16 protein-coding genes are annotated in these 18250 nt (G+C 75.3%); 8 read left to right on the plus strand and 8 right to left on the minus strand.

Features of this window, described 5'->3' with window-relative positions:
- Positions 1–9: 9 nt before the first annotated feature.
- The gene (locus AC4OR8_RS14650) at positions 10–744 is read left to right on the plus strand and encodes a sulfotransferase-like domain-containing protein (protein ID WP_492166295.1); all 735 of its coding nucleotides are present in this window, start codon (positions 10–12) and stop codon (positions 742–744) included.
- Positions 744–1643 carry an aminotransferase class IV gene (locus AC4OR8_RS14655; RefSeq protein WP_492166296.1) on the plus strand — a complete coding sequence of 300 codons (900 nt, stop codon included), beginning with the start codon at positions 744–746 and terminating at the stop codon, positions 1641–1643. The genes AC4OR8_RS14650 and AC4OR8_RS14655 overlap by 1 nt, the downstream gene beginning before the upstream one ends.
- Positions 1644–1693: 50 nt before the next feature.
- Here AC4OR8_RS14655 and hemQ read toward each other — a convergent pair whose 3' ends face one another.
- Together hemQ and hemG are read right to left on the minus strand one after the other, a co-directional pair.
- On the minus strand, positions 1694–2404 hold the full coding sequence (gene hemQ, locus AC4OR8_RS14660; protein WP_492166297.1) for a hydrogen peroxide-dependent heme synthase: 711 nt from the start codon (positions 2402–2404) through the stop codon (positions 1694–1696).
- A gap of 7 nt (positions 2405–2411) precedes the next feature.
- Positions 2412–3890, minus strand: coding sequence for a protoporphyrinogen oxidase (gene hemG, locus AC4OR8_RS14665; RefSeq protein WP_492166298.1), 1479 nt, complete (start codon positions 3888–3890; stop codon positions 2412–2414).
- A gap of 644 nt (positions 3891–4534) precedes the next feature.
- Between hemG and AC4OR8_RS14670 the strand changes: the two genes are divergently transcribed.
- A complete protein-coding gene (locus AC4OR8_RS14670) occupies positions 4535–5539 on the plus strand; it encodes a DUF4349 domain-containing protein (protein WP_492166299.1) in 1005 nt (334 codons plus the stop codon).
- Positions 5540–5602: 63 nt separating this feature from the next.
- The gene (locus AC4OR8_RS14675; protein WP_492166300.1) at positions 5603–6463 is read left to right on the plus strand and encodes an NYN domain-containing protein; all 861 of its coding nucleotides are present in this window, start codon (positions 5603–5605) and stop codon (positions 6461–6463) included.
- A gap of 28 nt (positions 6464–6491) precedes the next feature.
- On the opposite strand, the gene hemE is transcribed toward AC4OR8_RS14675, so the two are convergent.
- A complete protein-coding gene (hemE, locus tag AC4OR8_RS14680; RefSeq protein WP_492166301.1) occupies positions 6492–7553 on the minus strand; it encodes a uroporphyrinogen decarboxylase in 1062 nt (353 codons plus the stop codon).
- A 71-nt stretch (positions 7554–7624) separates the two neighbouring features.
- Here hemE and AC4OR8_RS14685 point away from each other — a divergent pair, with 71 nt between their 5' ends.
- Both AC4OR8_RS14685 and AC4OR8_RS14690 read left to right on the plus strand, forming a co-directional pair.
- Entirely contained in the window at positions 7625–8251 is a 627-nt protein-coding gene (locus tag AC4OR8_RS14685) for a DUF3000 domain-containing protein (protein ID WP_492166302.1), read from the plus strand.
- Positions 8251–9579, plus strand: coding sequence for an HRDC domain-containing protein (locus AC4OR8_RS14690; RefSeq protein ID WP_492166303.1), 1329 nt, complete (start codon positions 8251–8253; stop codon positions 9577–9579). Before AC4OR8_RS14685 ends, AC4OR8_RS14690 begins: the two co-directional genes overlap by 1 nt.
- 54 nt (positions 9580–9633) lie before the next feature.
- On the opposite strand, the gene AC4OR8_RS14695 is transcribed toward AC4OR8_RS14690, so the two are convergent.
- The 4 genes from AC4OR8_RS14695 to hrpA all read right to left on the minus strand — a co-directional run bounded on the left by AC4OR8_RS14695 (position 9634) and on the right by hrpA (position 16454).
- Positions 9634–10959, minus strand: a complete 1326-nt coding sequence (locus AC4OR8_RS14695; protein ID WP_492166304.1) for an ABC transporter substrate-binding protein — start codon at positions 10957–10959, stop codon at positions 9634–9636.
- A 162-nt stretch (positions 10960–11121) separates the two neighbouring features.
- A complete protein-coding gene (locus tag AC4OR8_RS14700; protein ID WP_492166305.1) occupies positions 11122–11625 on the minus strand; it encodes a type II toxin-antitoxin system PemK/MazF family toxin in 504 nt (167 codons plus the stop codon).
- A gap of 188 nt (positions 11626–11813) precedes the next feature.
- Positions 11814–12410, minus strand: a complete 597-nt coding sequence (locus AC4OR8_RS14705) for a hypothetical protein (RefSeq protein ID WP_492166306.1) — start codon at positions 12408–12410, stop codon at positions 11814–11816.
- Positions 12411–12455: 45 nt separating this feature from the next.
- Entirely contained in the window at positions 12456–16454 is a 3999-nt protein-coding gene (gene hrpA / locus AC4OR8_RS14710) for an ATP-dependent RNA helicase HrpA (protein ID WP_492166307.1), read from the minus strand.
- 97 nt (positions 16455–16551) lie between these two features.
- On the opposite strand from hrpA, the gene AC4OR8_RS14715 reads away from it, so the two are divergent.
- The gene (locus AC4OR8_RS14715; protein WP_492166308.1) at positions 16552–17007 is read left to right on the plus strand and encodes a GNAT family N-acetyltransferase; all 456 of its coding nucleotides are present in this window, start codon (positions 16552–16554) and stop codon (positions 17005–17007) included.
- A 41-nt stretch (positions 17008–17048) separates the two neighbouring features.
- On the opposite strand, the gene AC4OR8_RS14720 is transcribed toward AC4OR8_RS14715, so the two are convergent.
- Positions 17049–17414: a hypothetical protein gene (locus tag AC4OR8_RS14720; protein WP_492166309.1), complete on the minus strand. Its 366-nt coding sequence runs from the start codon at positions 17412–17414 to the stop codon at positions 17049–17051.
- Positions 17415–17538: 124 nt separating this feature from the next.
- Between AC4OR8_RS14720 and AC4OR8_RS14725 the strand changes: the two genes are divergently transcribed.
- Positions 17539–18249 (plus strand): response regulator transcription factor, encoded by a 711-nt coding sequence (locus tag AC4OR8_RS14725; RefSeq protein ID WP_492166310.1) that lies wholly within the window; start codon positions 17539–17541, stop codon positions 18247–18249.
- The last annotated feature ends 1 nt before the right edge of the window (position 18250 follow it).

Here is an 18250-nt window from a genome sequence, read left to right on the forward strand (position 1 = left end):
TTGGGCGCGATGACCCTCCGGATCGCCATGTGGTCGGGCCCGCGCAACCTGTCGACGGCCCTGATGCGCAGCTTCGAGAACCGTGCCGACTGCACCGTGGTCGACGAGCCGCTGTACGCCGCGTACCTCGCCGCCACCGGCCTCGACCACCCCGGGCGCGACGAGGTGGTGGCCTCCCAGCCCACCGACCCCGCCGTCGTGGCGCGCGGGCTGACCGCCGGGGCGGTGACCACCCCGGTGCAGTACCAGAAGCACATGACCCACCACGTGCTGCCCGACCTCGATCTCGCCGCCCTCGCCGGGCTGCGCCACGCGTTCCTGGTGCGCGACCCCGAGCGGGTGCTCACCTCCTACGCCAAGGTGCGCGAGGAGCCGACGCTCGAGGACCTGGGCCTGCCCCAGCAGCTCGCGCTATACGAGCGCTTCGGCGGGCCCGTGGTCGACGCCGCCGACGTGCTGCGCGACCCCCGCGGCACTCTCGGGCTGCTGTGCGCGGCGCTCGACCTGCCCTTCGACGAGGCGATGCTGGCCTGGCCGGCCGGGCCCCGCGACACCGACGGCGTCTGGGCGCCGCACTGGTACGCCGGCGTCGAGGCCTCCACCGGCTTCGCCTCCGACTCCCCCGGCAGCGGCGACCCGCTGCCGGCCCACCTCGAGCCGCTGCTCGCGCGCTGCCGTCCCTACTACGAGGCCCTCGCCCCGCACCGGCTGCGGCCCGCGGCCGACCCCACCCTGGAGAGCTGATGCTGCAGACCTTCGACCCCCGCAACCGCGACCTGATGGTCAACGTGGGCGGGCGGATCACCCACCGCGACGAGGCGGCGGTGAGCCCGTTCGACTCCGTGGTGCAGGGCGGCGACGCCGTGTGGGAGGGCCTGCGGCTGCACGGCGGACGCATCTTCAAGCTCGACGAGCACCTCGCCCGCCTGCGCCGCTCGGCGCAGGCCCTCGGCTTCACCGAGATCCCGCCGGCCGACGAGCTCGTCGAGGAGCTGCGGCGCACCCTCGCGGCCAACGACATGCACGACGACGTGCACGTGCGACTGACGCTGACCCGCGGGGTCAAGATCACCAGCGGCATGGACCCGCGGCTCAACCAGTCGGGCCCGACGCTCATCGTGCTCGCGGAGTGGAAGTCGCCGGTCTACGACGACTCCGGCATCACGCTGGCGACCTCGTCGGTGCGCCGTCACCGCGCCGACTCCCTCGACCCGAAGATCCACCACAACAACCTGCTGACCTCGATCATGGCGAAGATCGAGGCCACCCTCGCCGGCGCCGACGACGCGCTGATGCTCGACGACGCCGGGTTCGTGGCCGAGACCAACGCCACCCACGTCTTCCACGTCGCCCGCGGGCTGGTGCGCACCCCCACCACCCGTGCCTGCCCCGAGGGCATCACCCGCGAGACCGTGCTCGAGCTGTGCGCCGACCTGGGCCAGCCCACCGAGGTCACCGAGCACTCCCTGGTGGAGCTCTACACCGCCGACGAGGTCTTCGTGACCGGCACGATGGGCGGGGTCACCCCCGTCGTCGCCGTCGACGGCCGCACCATCGGCACCGGCGCCCCCGGCCCCGTCGCCGCCGGCATCGCCGCGGCGTACGCCGAGCTCACCGCCGGCGCCGGCACCGTCGTCGCCTGACCACCGCGCCCGACCCGGCACCGGTCGCGGCGCCGACCCGGCGGTCGAGGTCAGGGCAGGCGCTGCACCAGCTCGGCCACCGGCACCAGAGCACCGGTGTAGAACGGCACCTCCTCGCGCACGTGGCGGCGGGCGGCCGAGGCGCGCAGGTCACGCATCAGGTCGACGATGCGGTAGAGCTCGTCGGCCTCGAAGGCCAGCATCCACTCGTAGTCGCCCAGCCCGAACGACGCCACCGTGTTGGCGCGCACGTCGGGGTAGGGGCGCGCCTGCATGCCGTGCTCCTTGAGCATGTCGCGGCGCTCCTGGTCGGGCAGCAGGTACCACTCGTAGGACCGGACGAACGGGTAGACGCAGACGTGGCGCTTGGGCTCCTCGTCGGCGAGGAACGCCGGCACGTGGGACTTGTTGAACTCCGCCGGGCGGTGCAGGGCCATCTGCGACCAGACCGGCGCGAGCCGACGGCCGAAGGCGGTGCGCCGCAGCCGGTGGTAGGCCTGCTGGAGGGCCTCGGAGTCGGCGGCGTGCCACCAGACCATGACGTCGGCGTCGGCGCGCAGGCCGGAGACGTCGTACACCCCGCGCACCACCACGCCGGCCGCGTCGAGCTCGGCGAGCAGCCGCTCCACCTCGGCGCCCTCCGCGGTGCGGTCGGCGGCGTCGCCCAGCACGTCGTCGAGGCGGAACACCGACCACATCGTGTAGCGGATCGCGTCGTTGATCTCGCGCAGCCGGGCGGCGTTCGTCTGGGTGTCGCTCATGGCTCCATCATGCCGCGCCGCCCGGGGCCGCCCCAGGTCGGGCCGACGTGGTGACCGTCTCGTCGGCGGTGGTCGCGGTGGCCACCGGCGGCCGGTCGGGGGCCGGGAGCGCGGCCAGCAGCTCGCGCACCGCGCGGTGGGCCGACCCGACCACGGCGGGGATGCCCACGCCGTCGTAGGCCGCGCCGCAGACCGCGAGCCCCGGCACCTGCGCGACCGCCGCACGCACCCGCGCGACACGGGCGACGTGGCCGACGGTGTACTGCGGCAGGCCACCGCCCCACCGCTGCACGTGGGTGTCGAGGGGGCGGGCGTCGAGGCCGGCGAGGTCGCGCAGGTCGGCCAGCGACGCCGCCACCAGCTCGTCGTCACCCGCCTGCAGGGCCACCTCGTCGCCGTGGCGGCCCAGCGACGTGCGCAGCAGCAGCACGTCGCCCCCGCTGTCGAGGCCGCGTCCGGCCTCGGCCACCCACGCCCACTTCGAGAACGACCAGGTGGCCGCTTTGATGCGGCGCTCCTCCACCGGTGGCACCAGGAAGCCCGAGGTCTCGGTGGCCGCGAGGCCCGGCGCGTCGGCGGCGCGCACGGCGAGCGTCACCACCGCCACCGACGCCGTCTCCACCGCCGCCAGCTCGGCGGCCGCCGGTGGTGCCACGTCGTCGAGCAGCCGCGCGGTGGGGGCGGGCGGCGTGGCCAGCACCACGAGGTCGGCGACCAGCAGCTCGGGCGCGGTGGTGGGCCCGAGCATCAGCTCGAGGCCCTCGGGCACCCGGCGCAGGCCGCGCACCGTCGTACCGGTGCGCACCGAGAAGCCGCCCGCCGCCACCACGGCCCCGGGCAGCGACCCCATCCCCCCGACGATGCCGGCGAAGACGGGCCCGGCGTACGTCGTCGGCACGGCTCCCCCGCCGGAGACCACCGAGCCGCGGGTGGCCAGCGACACCAGCTGCGGCACGGCGGCGCGGGCCGAGATCGCACGGGCGCGCCCGGAGTAGACCCCACCGAGGAGCGGCTCGACGAGCCGGTCGGTGACCTCCGGTCCGAAGCGGGCGTCGACCAGGTCGCCGACGGTGAGGTCGGCGTCGTCGGCCAGCTCGGTGGGCGGCAGGCCGGGCTCCCGGGCGGCGCGGACGAGGCCGTCGGCGGAGAGCACGCCCGAGGCCTCCAGCGCGGCGAGGTCGAGCGGCACGCCCATCAGCGAGCGCGGCAGCGCCCGCAGGGCGCCACGGCTCCAGATGCGCGAGCTCACCACGGCGGGGTGCTCCACCTGCAGACCCACGGCCCGGGCCAGGTCGACGCCCTCGGCGCGGCGGTGCAGCATCGCCTCGGCGCCGACGTCGACCACCGCACCCGCCACCTCGGCGCTGCGCAGCTTGCCGCCCACGCGGTCGGCCGCCTCGAGCACCACCACGTCGTGGCCCGCCGCGGCCAGGTCGCGGGCCGCGGCCAGGCCGGCCACGCCTCCGCCGACCACCACGCTGCGCATGGTCCGAGCCTACGTCGCATACCGCCCCGGGGCCGGGCGGGACGAGGCGAGCCAGGGCGGGGTCGTGTGCCTGAGGACGCGCCGGACCGCGTCGTGGGGCACACGACCCCGGGCGAAGACGAGCCGCAGTCAGCGGTGCAGCCAGGGCGAGACGGGTCGTGTGCCCGAGGACGCCCCAGACCGCGTCGTGGGGCACACGACCCCCAGCGGACCGGAGCGGATCGAACCGGACCGGACCGGACACCTCGGAGCTGGCCCGCGCCGAGCGGCCCACCGGGGCGGGGTCGTGTATCCGAGGACGCGCCGGACCGCGTCGTGGGGCACACGACCCCCAGCGGACCGGAGCGGATCGAACCGGACCGGACCGGACACTTCGGAACTGGCCCGCGCCGCGCCGGGCGGCCCACCGGGGCGGGGTCGTGTGTCCGAGGACGCGCCGGGCCGCGTGGTGGGGCACACGACCTGATCGAAGACGAGCCGGAGTCAGCGGTGCAGCCAGGGCGAGACGGGTCGTGTGCCTGAGGACGCGCCGGGCCGCGTCGTGGGGCACACGACCCCATGCGGAACGGGCGAACCGACCGGAGCCGACCGGAACGGACCGGAGCCGGGCGGAACCGGCCGGCGCCGGACGACGTCACAGCCCCATGACCAGCACCCCCTCGCGGGCCCTCGGCCCGACCCGTCGCCGCACGGCGACCCGCGCCGCGGCGCTCCTCGCCGCCCTCGCCCTCGCCTCGGGCACCGTGGCCTGCTCGGGCTCGTCGGAGGAGTCGCTCGACTCGACCAGCGACAGCGCCGCGGGCTCCGTGGCCGAGTCGGCGCCGGAGGAGGCCGCCCGCGGCGACGCCGACCTCGAGAGCGCGGCGTCGGACTCGTCGATGTCGGCGCTGCGCTCGGGGGCCGTCGACCGCGCCCGCCCCGCGCCCGGGGTCGCCCCGATGGAGGCCGCGCTGATCCGCACCGGCAGCGTGGAGGTGCGCGCCGACGACGTGGGCGCCGCCGCCGACGACGTGCAGCGGCTCGTCGACCGGGTGGGCGGCCAGGTGGCCGAGGAGCAGACCCGCACCGACGACGCCGGTGCCCTGCGCACCAGCCGCCTCGTGCTGCGGGTGCCGTCGGACGACTTCGAGGCCACGATGACCGACCTCGAGGAGGTCGCCGACCTGGTCGTGTCGAACACCGACAGCGAGGACGTGACCACCCAGGTGGTCGACAACCGCGTGCGCATCCGGGTGCAGCGGGCCAGCATCGCCCGCATCGAGGCACTGCTGGCCCGGGCGCAGACCATCGGCGCCGTGATCTCGGTGGAGAGCCAGCTCACCCGTCGTCAGGCCGACCTCAACTCCCTGCTGCGCCAGCAGGCCTACCTCACCGACCAGACCTCGCTGTCCACGATCAACGTCTCGATCGAGCGCACCCCCGACGACGTGGCGCCGCCGCGGGCCGACGAGCCGGACGAGGCCGGCTTCCTCGCCGGGCTCCGGGCCGGGTGGGACGGGCTGTCCGGGTTCGCCGTCGGCGCGGCCACCGTGGCCGGTGCCGTGCTCCCGTTCGCGGTGGTGGGCCTGGTGCTCGGGGTGCCGATCGCCCTGCTGGTGCGCTCGCAGCGCCGCCGTCGCGGGGCACCGGTGATGGCCTCGGAGGGCTGAGCCCCGGTGGCCGGCGGGCCGGGGCAGGATGGGCACATCCCCACCCGACCCACAGGAGACGCCGTGCCCGACCCCACCAGCACCCGCATGGCGGTGCTCGTCGACGCCGACAACATCTCGCCCACCCACGCCGGCGCGGTGCTGCGCGAGGTGGCGCGCTACGGCGTGCCGACGGTCAAGCGGGCCTACGGCGACTGGACGACCCAACAGCTCGTCGGCTGGAAGGGTCAGCTGCCCCGCCACGCCATCTCGCCGGTGCAGCAGTTCGCCAACACCGTCGGCAAGAACTCGACCGACTCCGCGCTGATCATCGACGCGATGGACCTGCTCTACTCCGGCAACATCGACGCGTTCGCCCTCGTGTCGAGCGATAGCGACTTCACCCGGCTCGCCATCCGCCTGCGCGAGTCGGGCAAGACGGTCTACGGCCTGGGCCGCCGCACCACGCCGACGGCGCTGGTCAACGCCTGCGACCGGTTCATCTTCCTGGAGGTGCTGGAGGCCGCGCCGGCCGCGACCGACGCCGCCGCGACCGCCGAGCGGCCCCCCGCGACCGCCGGCCGTCCCCTCGCGGCGGCCGAGCCCGCCGCCACGGCTGCCGCCGCCGCGGGCAGCGCGGACGGCAACGAGGACGACGGCGAGAGCAGCGAGCTGCCCGACCTGCGCACGATCTTCCTCGACGCCGTGGAGTCCACCTCCCAGGACGACGGGTGGTCGCACCTCGGGCAGGTCGGTGCCTACCTGGGCAAGACCCACCCGTCGTTCGACGCGCGGCACTACGGCTTCGCCAAGCTGGTCGGCCTGGCCCGCGCACAGGACTACGTGGAGGTGCAGCAGACCGACGCCGGCGACGTGAAGGTCCGCACCCGACCGACCCGGTCGGCCCGCTCGGGCCCGAGCCGGCGCCACCTCGAGGACCGGTGACCACCGCCGCCGTCGAGGCGGGCGCGGCTCAGAGCGGGTAGGACTGCACGAAGTCGGTGAGCCGGGCCAGCTGGTCGGGGTCGGTCGACGGGATGACGCCGTGACCGAGGTTGAACACGTGGCCGCGGGCGGCGCGGCCGGCCTCGATCACCTCGGCGGCGCGGGCGGTCATCACGTCCGTGGGGGCGAAGACGAGCGTGGGGTCGAGGTTGCCTTGCACGGCCCGGTCGCCGACCCGCCCGAGGGCGCGGTCGAGCGGGGTGCGCCAGTCGACGCCCACGACGTCGGCGCCGGCCTCGCCCATCAGGCCGAGCAGGTCGGAGGTGCCGACCCCGAAGTGGATGCGCGGCACGCCCAGGGCCCCGGCGCGCTCCAGCACCCGCGCGGAGTGGGGCATCACGTGCTCGACGTAGTCGGGCGGGGTGAGCGCGCCGGCCCACGAGTCGAACAGCTGCACCGCGGAGGCGCCCGCACCCACCTGCACCTCCAGGTACGCCGCGGCGATGCCGGCGATCTTGTGCATCAGCGCGTCCCAGACCTCGGGGGCGCCGAACATCATCGCCTTGGTGCGGGCGTGCTCCTTCGACGGCCCGCCCTCCACGAGGTAGGAGGCCACGGTGAACGGCGCGCCGGCGAACCCGATCAGCGGGGTCGCGCCCAGCTCGGCGACCAGGCCCTGCACCGCCTCGGTGATGAAGGGGACGTGCTCGGGGGTGAGGTCGGGGATGGCGGCGACGTCGGCGAGGGTGCGCACCGGCGCGGCGACCACCGGGCCGACGCCCGGCACGATGTCGAGGTCGACGCCGACGGCCTTCAGCGGGAGCACGATGTCGGAGAAGAAGATGGCCGCGTCGACGCCGTAGCGGCGTACCGGCTGCAGGGTGATCTCCTGGACCAGGGCGGGGTCCATGCAGGCCTCGAGCATGCCGACGCCCTCGCGCACCCGCAGGTACTCCGGCAGCGACCGGCCGGCCTGGCGCATGAACCACACCGGGGTGTGGGGCACGGCCTCGCCGCGGGTCGCCTTGAGGAAGGCGCTGTCTCGCACGGCGTGGGAGGTGGCGCTGGCGGGTCCGGTGGCGGTCGTCACGCAGACAAGGGTCCCACCCCTCCCGGCGTGTTCGCACACCGGTTCGAGAGGCTGCGACCTACTGTGGGCCCATGGTCGTCCGCCAGGAGACGCGCCCCGGTGCGGGCGCCGACGCGCAGCCCCCGGAGTTCGTCCGGGCGGTCGCCAGCATGCAGGCGGCCCGGCTGCGCCCCGAGCTGTTCGTGGAGGCCATGCCGGCGCCGCAGCGCATCGCGCCGTTCTCCTCCGCCCTGTCGGCCGACGTGACGGTGGACGACACCGACGTCGGCACCGGGCGGATCATCCTGCTCCACGACCCGGCCGGCAACGACGCGTGGGAGGGCACCTTCCGCTGCGTGGCCTACGCGCGCGCCGACATCGACGTCGACCTGGTCACCGACCCGCTGCTCGCCGAGGTCGGCTGGTCCTGGCTCGCCGAGGCCCTGGAGGCCCACGACGCCGCGGTGGTCGCCCCGTCGGGCACCGTCACCACGGTCGCCACCGAGAGCTTCGGCGGCATGTCGGAGGACGGCCGCACCGCCCAGATCGAGGTCCGCGCGTCGTGGACGCCGGTCGTCGGCGAGGACGGCTCCCCCGACCTCGCACCGCACGTCGAGGCCTGGGGCGAGCTGCTGTGCACCGCGGCGGGCCTGCCGCCGGTGCCCGAGGGCGTCACGATGATGCCGAGCCGGCGCGGGCAGCGCGGCCCCGCACGCTGATGCCCGACCCCACCTCGCCCGACCCCGCCGACGACACCGAGGCGGCCGTCGTCCTCACCGAGCCCGAGCAGCCCGCCGAGCCCGAGGGCCCGCCGCTGCCGCTGCTGACCCTGCGCGACGGCCTGCCCGCGGTGGTCGACACCGACGCCGGCCTGCGCGAGGTGTGCGCGTCGCTGGCGGCCGGCACCGGCCCGGTGGCCATCGACGCCGAGCGCGCGTCGGGCTACCGCTACTCCGGGCGGGCCTACCTGATCCAGCTGCGGCGCGAGGGCTCGACCACCTTCCTCGTCGACCCCATCGGTCCCTCCACGATGGCGCCGCTGCAGGAGGCGCTGGTCGGCACCGAGTGGATCCTGCACGCCGCCACCCAGGACCTCCCCTGCCTCACCGAGCTCGGCCTGCACCCCACCGCACTGTTCGACACCGAGCTCGCCGGCCGGCTCCTGGGCCACCCCCGCGTCGGCCTGGCCACGCTGGTCGAGACGCTGCTGGGCTTCCGGATGAAGAAGGAGCACTCCGCCGTCGACTGGTCGACGCGCCCGCTGCCCGAGCCGTGGCTCGAGTACGCCGCGCTCGACGTGGAGGTGCTCCTCGAGCTGCGGGACCACCTCGCCGCCGAGCTGGTCGAGACCGGCAAGGACGAGTGGGCCCGCCAGGAGTTCGACGCGCTGCGCGGCTTCACCCCCACGCCCCGCGTCGACGCCTGGCGCCGGCTCTCCGGGCTCCACCGGGTGCGCGGACGCCGTTCGCTCGGTGCCGCCAAGGCGCTGTGGGAGGTGCGCGACGAGATCGCCGAGCAGCGCGACGTGACGCCGGGGCGCATCGTCCCCGACGCCGCGATCGTGGCCGCGGCCGCGGCGATGCCCACCGACCGCGCCGCGCTGCTGGCCACCAAGGGCTTCCACGGCCGCGGCGCCGAGCGCTACTCCTCGCGCTGGCTGGCCGCCCTGCAGGCCGTCGCCCAGGCACCGGAGGGCGAGCTGCCGGCGCGCTCGCCGCGCTCCGACGGCCCGCCCGTGCCGCGGGCCTGGGCCGAGCGCGACCCCGTGGCCGCCCGGCGCCTGCAGCTGGCCCGCGAGGCCATGCTCGCCCTGGCCGAGGAGCAGCACCTGCCGGTGGAGAACGTGCTGACGCCCGACTACCTGCGGCGCACGCTCTGGGACCCGCCCGCCACCCGCGACCCCGAGGCGCTGGCCGCGGCCGTCGCCGAGCGGCTCGCCGGTCACGGCGCCCGCCCCTGGCAGGTCGCGCTGGCCACCCCCGTGCTCACCTCCGCGGTGCTGGCCGCCGACGAGCCGCTGCCCGCGGGCGAGCAGCCCGGCGCCTGACCCGGCGCCCGACCTGGCCCCCGACCTGGCCCCCGACCAGGCCCCCGACCAGGGTCACTCCTCGTCGGACTCGGCGTCCTCGGGCTGCTCCAGCACGGTGCGCGACTCCTCGTCGACCTGCACGGTGAGCTCCTCGAGCGGCAGGATGCCCGGCGCGGAGACCAGCTCCTCGATCGTGGGGTCGACCGCGGCCTGCAGCTCGGTCCAGGTGTCGAGCAGCGGCGGCAGCACGACGTAGCGGTTGCTGAAGGTGAAGACGCCGGCGTTCAGCGGCTCCTGGTCGGTCTGCAGGAAGTCCTCCGAGAGCGCGACCTGCTGGTTGGCCGGCACCAGGTGACCGGCCCGGGTGACCACGGCGACCTCCGGTGAGGAGATGGCGTGCACGAGGAAGTCGGCGGACTCCACGATGCTCTCGGTGTCGGGCGAGATGCAGAGCCCGGTGAGGTCGCCGATCGTGGCGGTGGTGTCGATCGTGGGCATCGGCAGCACGTCGAACTCCAGGCCCGGCACCTCCCGCAGGCGCGGCACCAGGTCGCGGAAGCCGGCGATCATCCCGACCTTGCCCCGCTCGAACCACTCCAGGCCCGTCGCCCGGTCGAGCTGGTCCTCCGAGAGGGTCAGCCGCGGGTCGCGCAGCACCTCCAGGATGGGCTCGAGGGCCTCCCGGGTCTCGTCGGAGGAGAAGGCCGTCGACGTCGGCTCGTCGGCGTCGTCGAAGACCTGGCCGCCGCCGGCGTACACGAACGACGACAGGCCGCGCAGCGACGGGTCGACGTAGACGCCGCGGGTGCCCTGGCGGGGCTTGGCGGCGAACTCCGCCGCGGCGCGGAACTGGTCGAAGGTGAAGCGGGAGTGCGTCTCGGGCGGCACCGAGATACCGCGCTGCGCCATCCGCTCCAGGTCGACGAGCTCGGTGTTGTAGTAGAGCACCATCGGCGAGACGCCGTAGGGCATGCACTGCAGCTTGAGGTCGGCGGAGAACGCCTCCTGGGCGTCGCGGGAGTAGACGTCGCCGAAGTCGACGTCGCGCTCGTCGAGCAGCTCGTCGACGGGACGGGTCCACCCCTGCTCGCGCAGCCAGGCCAGGTCGCGGCGTGCGGCGAGGTAGATGTCGGGCACCGGCTCGCCGTCGCGCAGGGCGGCCACGAAGTCCTCGCGGGTGCGCCACGACTCCACCTCGACCGTGCTCTCCTGCGACGTGGCGTCGAACTGCCGGGCGACCTCGCGGTAGGCCGCGACCTCCTCGGGGTCGCCCCACACACCGAAGGTCAGCTCGGCCTTGCCCGCCGGGGCCGACGGCGAGGGCGCGGGCTCCGGCTCGCCGGGCTCACCGTCGCTGCACGCCGCGAGCCCCAGGCTGAGGGTGGTCCCGAGCGCCACGGCGACCACCCACGACGTACGCCGTCTCGCTGCACCCGACCTGCTCACCGACACCCCGTCCTGCTGCTCCCGACACGACCCGACGACCCACGGCGGGCCCCGAGCGCCTGGACTCGGGCCACCCTACCGACTACCGCCCTGCTCACGGCGGCGCAGCGCCGCTCACCCCAACGGGTGCAGACGGCGCGCCTGTGCGACCACCGCGTCGAACCGCGCCCGGTCGAGCGCAGCGCCCTCGCGGCGCACGGCGCCGGCGTCGAGGTCGAGCAGCCGGTCGAGGCGCACCTCGCTGGGCCGGCCCTCGCGGTCCCAGCCGCCGGTGCCGACGTCCATCCAGTGCCGTCCGTGGCGCGCCTCGTCGGCGGCGTCGCGGTCGTGGTCCTTGCTGGTGAGCATCAGGGCCAGCAGCCGTTCGCCACCGGCCGCGCCACCCGCGCCGCGACCGGTGCGGGCCAGCACCAGCACCGGACGGTCCTTGCCGCGCCCGTCCTCCTCCTCGTAGGGGACCCAGGCCCAGACGACCTCACCGGGGTCGGGACGGCCGTCGGCACGCGGGGCGTAGTCGACGCGGGGACGGCGGCGGCCCGGTCGATCGGCCAGGCGGGGTGCCAGGCGGGGAGCCAGTCGGGAGACGGCACGACGGGCGGCACGCAGGCGGGTCCTCACCGGGCCACCGTAGGACACCGGTGGCCGAGCAGTGAGCGGAGCACGCCGCACCGGGAGCGCCTCACGGCGCGTGGCCGCTCGTGGCGGCTTGATGTGGGACCCGGGGCTGCCGCGGTGCGACGTGCTCCACGGACAGTTTAACGCGCCCGCCCCTCACCTCAAGAGACGTACGTCGCTCCGGCGCGGCCTCAGCCCAGCCGGTGGGCCAGCTCGAGGTGGCCCGCCGCCTCCACCTGCTCCGAGAGCACCAGCATCCGCGAGACCTCCGCGTCGCTGCGCTCGGGCAGCGCGGCGCGACCGGTGGCGACCACCCGGGCGAAGGCGGCCGCGCGGAAGAGCACGTCGGCGAACTCGCCGACCACGACCCCGCGCAGCACCTCGTCGACCATCGTCTGCAAGCCCTCGGGGGTGGGCGGGTCGGCCACGCCGGCGAGCACCCGGGCCACCTGCGCCCGCGCCCGCCCGGCCTCGAACTCCCGCGCCACCGCCAGCGGGTCGGCGTGCACCCACTGGCGCAGCAGGAACAGCCGCCACAGGCAGCCGGCGAGCGAGTCGGCCGGCGAGCCCGACCACACCTCGGCGATGGCCTCGATGCCCTCGGTCTCGGCGAGGCGCAGCAGCCGCTCGGCCACGGCGTCCTCGTCGTCGCCGTGCGGCCCCCGCACCAGCAGGTGGGCGGCGCGGTCGGCGGCCTCGCTGACCTGGGCCGGGTCGGTGCCGCCGGTGAACTCGTCGAAGTAGGCGGAGGCCTTGCGCATCGGCCGGTGGTGGGGGCGTGAGGTCACCTCGCCGAGGCTACGCCGCCACCCCCGCGGGGCCGGCCGACGTGGTCAGCCGAGGGCCTTGCGGATGCGCTGGTCGCTGACCGGCACCGCCGTGCCGAGCTGCTGGGCCCACAGCGAGACCCGCCACTCCTCCAGCAGCCAGCGCACCTGGCGCAGCGCCTCGCCGGGAGGCCGCCCCGGCGGCAGCGCCTCGACGCGGTGGAGCCACGCCGCCTGCAGGTCGGCCACCTGGTCCATCAGCTGGCGGTCGCGGCCCACGGCGACGTTCCCCTGCTCGAGGCGCGCGCGGCGCTGGTCGAGCGCCGCGAGGTACGTCGGGTAGCGGCGCAGCCAGGTGGTGCCGGCCTCGGCCACGAACCCGCGGTGCACCAGCCGCCCGACCTGCGCACGCATGTCGGTCAGCGCGGGCAGCAGCGCCATCTCGGCGCGCCCCGACAGCGACTTCTCGGTGCGCCGCCACGCCTCGAGCACCCGCACCACGTCGCCGAGCACGGCACGCAGGTGGGCCTCCTGGTCGCGTCCGGCCTCGGCGAGGAGGGCGGCGTAGGCCTGCTCGGTGCGCGCGGGCGGACGGGCGTCGACCACGGCGCGCACCACCGCGGCGCGGCAGTCGTCGAGCAGCTCGGCCACGGAGGTGTACGGCGAGCCCGCCAGCCCCAGCTTCTCGGCGTTGGTGAGCGAGTCCAGCACCGCCTTCACGGGCCCGCCGCGCTGGTCGGCGCGGGCGAGGTCGAGCAGCAGCAGCCGGGCGACGCCGAGACGGTGGCGGGCGTCGCGCTCGTCCTCGGAGCCGGCGACCGCCAGGCCCACGGTGGCGCCCTCGTCGACGAGGCCGGGGAAGCCGCGCACCTCGTGGCCGGCCCGCGTCTGCGTGAACGACGTCTCGATCGTGGCGAAGACCCAGCGGGTCTCGCCGGTGCGGGCGACCCCGGAGTCGTGGGCCACCTCGGCCATGGCCTGGGCGAAACGGGGGCGCAGCGGCTCCTTCAGGGCCTCCAGGTCCTTGCCGCGGGCCTGCTCGAGACCGCCGTCGTCGACCACGCGGTAGGTGGGTCGCAGGTGCTCGGGGACCTTCGACCAGTCCCAGGCCTCGCGGGGCACCACCACCCCGGTGGTCGCGCGGCACCACCGCTCCAGGGCGTCGAGCAGGGGCTCCTCCCCCGCGGGCACCGCCCGCAGGAAGTCGCGCGCGGTGTCGGGGGCCGGCACGAAGCTGGTGCGCAGGTGCTTGGGCAGGCTGCGCACCAGGCTGGTCACCAGCTCCTCCCGCAGGCCCGGCACCACCCAGGAGAAGTCGTCGGCCTCCACGCGGTTGAGCGTGGTGACCGGCACGTCGATGGTGAGGCCGTCGTCGGCCGCACCCGGCTCGAAGTGGTAGGCGATCGGGAAGGTGAGGCCCTCGCCGCTCGACCACTGCTCCGGGTAGTCGGCCTCGCTGATCTCGCCGGCCGTGTCGTGGGTGAGCATCGCGGGGTCGAAGGTGAGCAGGTCGGGGCGCTGCCGGCGCTCCTGCTTCCACCACGTGTCGAAGTGCGCCCCGCTCACCACCTCCGCGCCCACGCGGGCGTCGTAGAAGTCGAACAGGGTGTGCTCGTCGACCACGATGTCGCGGCGTCGCGCGCGGTGCTCGAGCTCGGCGGCCTCCTCGAGCAGGCGGAGGTTCTCGGCGTAGAACCGGTGGCGGGTCTGCCACTCGCCGTAGACCAGGGCGTGGCGGATGAACAGCTCGCGCGAGAGCGCCGGGTCGACCCTGCCGTAGGCGATCAGCCGGTCGGCGACCAGCGGCACGCCGTACAGGGTGGCGCGCTCGTAGGCCATCACCGAGGCGCGCTTCTTGCTCCAGTGGGGCTCGGAGAAGGTGCGCTTGACCAGGTCGCCGCCGAGGCGCTCGGCCCACTCCGGGGCGATCGCGGCGTTCTGCCGGGCCCAGAGCCGGCCGGTCTCGACCAGCTCGGCGGCCATCACGAACTGCGGGGGCTTCTTGGCCAGCCCGCTGCCGGGGAAGATCGCGAACCGGGCGCCGCGCGCGCCGAGGTACTCCCGCATCGGACGCCGGCCCGTGCGGGCGCCGCCCTCCTTCTCGCGCTCCTCCAGCAGCCCGATCTGGCTGAGCAGGCCCGACAGCAGCGCCTGGTGGATGCCGTCGGCGTCGGGCTCGTCGGCCGGGTGCCCGACGTCGATGCCCATCTCCTTGCAGACCTGGCGCAGCTGCGACTCGAAGTCCTGCCACTCGCGCACCCGCAGGTAGTTGAGGAACTCCCGCTTGCACATGCGGCGGAACGCGCTGCTCGACAGCTCGCGCTGCTGCTCCTTGAGGTGGCGCCACAGGGTCAGCCAGGTGAGGAAGTCCGACGACTCGGCCTTGAACCGGGCGTGCAGCTGGTCGGCCTGGGCCTGCTGCTCGGCGGGGCGCTCACGGGGGTCCTGCAGCGAGAGGGCGGCCGCGATCACCACGACCTCACGGACGCAGCCGAGCCGGTCGGCCTCCAGGATCATCCGGCCCAGGCGGGGGTCGATGGGCAGGCGGGCCAGGCGCTGGCCGAGGCGGGTGAGCCGGCGGGCCTCGGGGCTGCCGGTGGCCGGGAGCGCGCCCAGCTCCTCCAGCAGCTGCACGCCGGCCTGCACGTTGCGCCGGTCGGGCGGCTCGACGAACGGGAAGCGGGCGACGTCGCCGAGGCCCAGGCTGGTCATCTGCAGGATGACGCTGGCCAGGTTGGTGCGCAGGATCTCGGGGTCGGTGAACTCGGGGCGGCCGGTGTAGTCCTCCTCGGAGTAGAGCCGGATCGCGACGCCGGCCGCGACGCGCCCGCAGCGCCCGGAGCGCTGGTTGGCCGAGGCCTGGCTGATCGGCTCCACCGGCAGCCGCTGCACCTTGGTGCGCAGGGAGTAGCGGCTGATCCGGGCGACGCCGGTGTCGACGACGTAGCGGATGCCGGGCACCGTCAGGGAGGTCTCGGCGACGTTGGTGGCCAGCACGATGCGGCGCCCGGTGTGGGAGGAGAACACGCGGTGCTGCTCGGCGGCGGAGAGGCGGGAGTAGAGCGGGACGACCTCGGTGCCGCCGCCGCGGGTGCCGCGGGTGGCCTCGGTGAGCGCGTCCGCGGTGTCGCGGATCTCGCGCTCGCCGGGCAGGAAGACCAGCACGTCGCCGGGGCCCTCGGCGGCCAGCTCGCGGCACGCCTCCACGATGGCCTCGGTCTGGTCGCGCACGATCGGCTCGCCGTCCTCGTCGTCCTCCGGCAGCTCCAGGAGGGGGCGGTAGCGCACCTCGACGGGGTAGGTGCGTCCCGACACCTCGATGATCGGCGCGGGCTCGCCGTGGCGGTCGGCGAAGTGGGCCGCGAAGCGCTGGGGGTCGATCGTCGCGGAGGTGATGACGAGCTTGAGGTCGGGACGCTTCGGCAGCAGCCGGCGCAGGTAGCCGAGCAGGAAGTCGATGTTCAGGCTGCGCTCGTGGGCCTCGTCGATGATGATCGTGTCGTAGCGGCGCAGCATCCGGTCGCGCTGCAGCTCGGCGAGCAGGATGCCGTCGGTCATCAGCTTGACTCGGGTGTCGCGGGTGGTGCGGTCGGTGAAGCGCACCTGGTAGCCCACCACCGAGCGCTCACCCAGCGGCTGGCCCAGCTCGTCGGCGATGCGCTCGGCCACGGAGCGCGCCGCGATGCGCCGCGGCTGGGTGTGGCCGATGAGGCCGCCGGAGGTGTGCTGCTTGCCGTCGCGCCCGCGCCGCGTCGTACGCCGTCCGCGGCCGAGCTCGAGGCAGATCTTGGGCAGCTGGGTGGTCTTGCCCGACCCCGTCTCGCCCGCCACGATCACGACCTGGTGGTCGCGGATCGCGGCCGCGATGTCGTCGCGGCGCTGGGTGACCGGCAGCTCGGGCGGATAGGTGATCGTGAGCGCGACCTGGTCGGCCTCGGCCGGCTGCACCGCGTCACCGCCCTGCTCGACCTGCGCCGCCTGCTCGACCTGCTCGACCTGCTCGGTCGGGTCTGCCCGCTCGGGCTGCTCGGGCTGCTCCGGTGGGGCCGGGCTGGGGGACGACATGGTGCCCTCCATTCTGCCTGCGCCCGGGTGAGCCCGCCGCACCGGCCGCGGCAGGGACGGCGTTGTCACCCGCGGGGCCGGCGGGTGAGGATCGGGCGTGACCCGCGACCAGCACGACCGTCCCACCCAGGTGGGCGGCGCCGATCCCGACCTCGACCAACAGCTCTCCGACCGGCTCGACGAGGTGAACGCCGCAGCCACCGCCGGCGTCGAGCCCGCCCGCGAGCTCACCGCCCAGGTGCGTGACGACGACGGCGACCTCGTCGGCGGCATCAGCGGCTGGACCTGGGGCAGCGCGGCCGGTCTGGCGATGGTGTGGGTGCGCGAGGACGCCCGCGGCAGCGGGGTGGGCGCCCGGCTGCTCGCCGACGTCGAGGCCGAGGCGGTGCGCCGCGGCTGCACCCACGCCTTCACCACCTCGTTCACCTTCCAGGCCCCCGGCTTCTACGAGCGGCACGGGTACGTCGAGATCGCCCGCTGGGAGGCCGTCCCCACGCCCGGCCACGCCGACGTGCACCTGCGCAAGGACCTGGGGGCCGTCGCAGGCACCTGATCGCCGGCCGGCGCGGTCGCTCCCTCTGAGGTCGGAGGCGCTCAGGTCGGGTCGGCGTCGGTGCTGTCGTCGGTGTTGTCGCCGAGGTCGGGTGCGGCGGGGTCGCTCGGCACGCCGGGCTGGGTTCCGGGCTGGACGACCTGCCCGGGCACGCTGCCGCGACCGCCGAACCCACCCGGCCCCCCGGGCCCGCGCTCGTCGTCGTCACCCGAGCCGGCGGCCAGGCCGAGGGCCGCCCCGCCGGCGCCGCCGAGGAGCAGGCTGGCCGCGGCGACGGCCACCACGCCGCGCGCGGCCAGCAGGCGCCGTCGCCAGCCGCCCCCCTCGGCGGCCGGGGCGGCGTCCGGCGAGGGCGACGGCGAGGGCGCCGGGTCGGGGGCGGGGGCGGGGGTCTGGTCGGAGTCCATGGCGCCACGCTGACCCGGTCGGCTGTGCCGGGCCTGTGGGCGGGCCGTGCCGCAGCGACGAGTGATGGGCGCCCACCCAGCAGACACACAGGCGTCGCACAGGAACCACGGCCACAGTGGTGCCATGGAGCTCACCCGACCCGACGGCACCCCGCTGCGCGTCCTCGTCGTCGACGACGAGGTCAACATCGCCGAGCTGATCTCGATGGCCCTGCGCTACGAGGGCTTCGAGGTGAGCGCGGCCCACACCGGCACGAAGGCGGTGGCGACGGCCAAGGAGTTCCGCCCCGACGCGGTGGTGCTCGACATGATGCTGCCCGACTTCGACGGCCTCGAGGTGCTGCGCCGGATGCGCGCCCACGACCCCGCCGTGCCGGTCGTGTTCCTCACCGCCCGCGACGCCGTGGAGGACCGTGTGGCCGGCCTGACCGCCGGCGGCGACGACTACGTCACCAAGCCCTTCTCGCTGGAGGAGGTCGTGGCCCGGCTGCGCGGGCTGATGCGCCGCGCCGGAGCGCAGGCCGCCGCCGAGTCGTCGGTGCTGCAGGTCGGCGACCTCAGCCTCGACGAGGACAGCCACGAGGTCTTCCGCGCCGGCACCGAGATCACCCTCACCGCCACCGAGTTCGAGCTGCTGCGCTTCCTCATGCGCAACCCGCGCCGGGTCCTGAGCAAGGCCCAGATCCTCGACCGGGTCTGGAACTACGACTTCGGCGGGCAGGCCAACGTGGTCGAGCTCTACATCTCCTACCTGCGCAAGAAGGTCGACGCCGGGCGCGCGCCGATGATCCACACCATGCGCGGCGCCGGCTACGTGCTCAAGCCGACGGCCTGAG

This window comes from Nocardioides sp. FY1077 (assembly GCF_058681775.1).

Excerpts from the sequence above, each read along its gene's own strand:
- AC4OR8_RS14650 (WP_492166295.1), top strand. The coding sequence starts at position 10 with ATGACCCTCCGGATCGCCATGTGGTCGGGCCCGCGCAACCTGTCGACG.
- AC4OR8_RS14685 (WP_492166302.1), top strand. The coding sequence starts at position 7,625 with ATGGTCGTCCGCCAGGAGACGCGCCCCGGTGCGGGCGCCGACGCGCAG.
- hemG (WP_492166298.1), bottom strand. The coding sequence starts at position 3,890 with ATGCGCAGCGTGGTGGTCGGCGGAGGCGTGGCCGGCCTGGCCGCGGCC.
- AC4OR8_RS14690 (WP_492166303.1), top strand. The coding sequence starts at position 8,251 with ATGCCCGACCCCACCTCGCCCGACCCCGCCGACGACACCGAGGCGGCC.
- AC4OR8_RS14670 (WP_492166299.1), top strand. The coding sequence starts at position 4,535 with ATGACCAGCACCCCCTCGCGGGCCCTCGGCCCGACCCGTCGCCGCACG.
- hemQ (WP_492166297.1), bottom strand. The coding sequence starts at position 2,404 with ATGAGCGACACCCAGACGAACGCCGCCCGGCTGCGCGAGATCAACGAC.
- hrpA (WP_492166307.1), bottom strand. The coding sequence starts at position 16,454 with ATGTCGTCCCCCAGCCCGGCCCCACCGGAGCAGCCCGAGCAGCCCGAG.
- AC4OR8_RS14720 (WP_492166309.1), bottom strand. The coding sequence starts at position 17,414 with ATGGACTCCGACCAGACCCCCGCCCCCGCCCCCGACCCGGCGCCCTCG.
- AC4OR8_RS14655 (WP_492166296.1), top strand. The coding sequence starts at position 744 with ATGCTGCAGACCTTCGACCCCCGCAACCGCGACCTGATGGTCAACGTG.
- AC4OR8_RS14725 (WP_492166310.1), top strand. The coding sequence starts at position 17,539 with ATGGAGCTCACCCGACCCGACGGCACCCCGCTGCGCGTCCTCGTCGTC.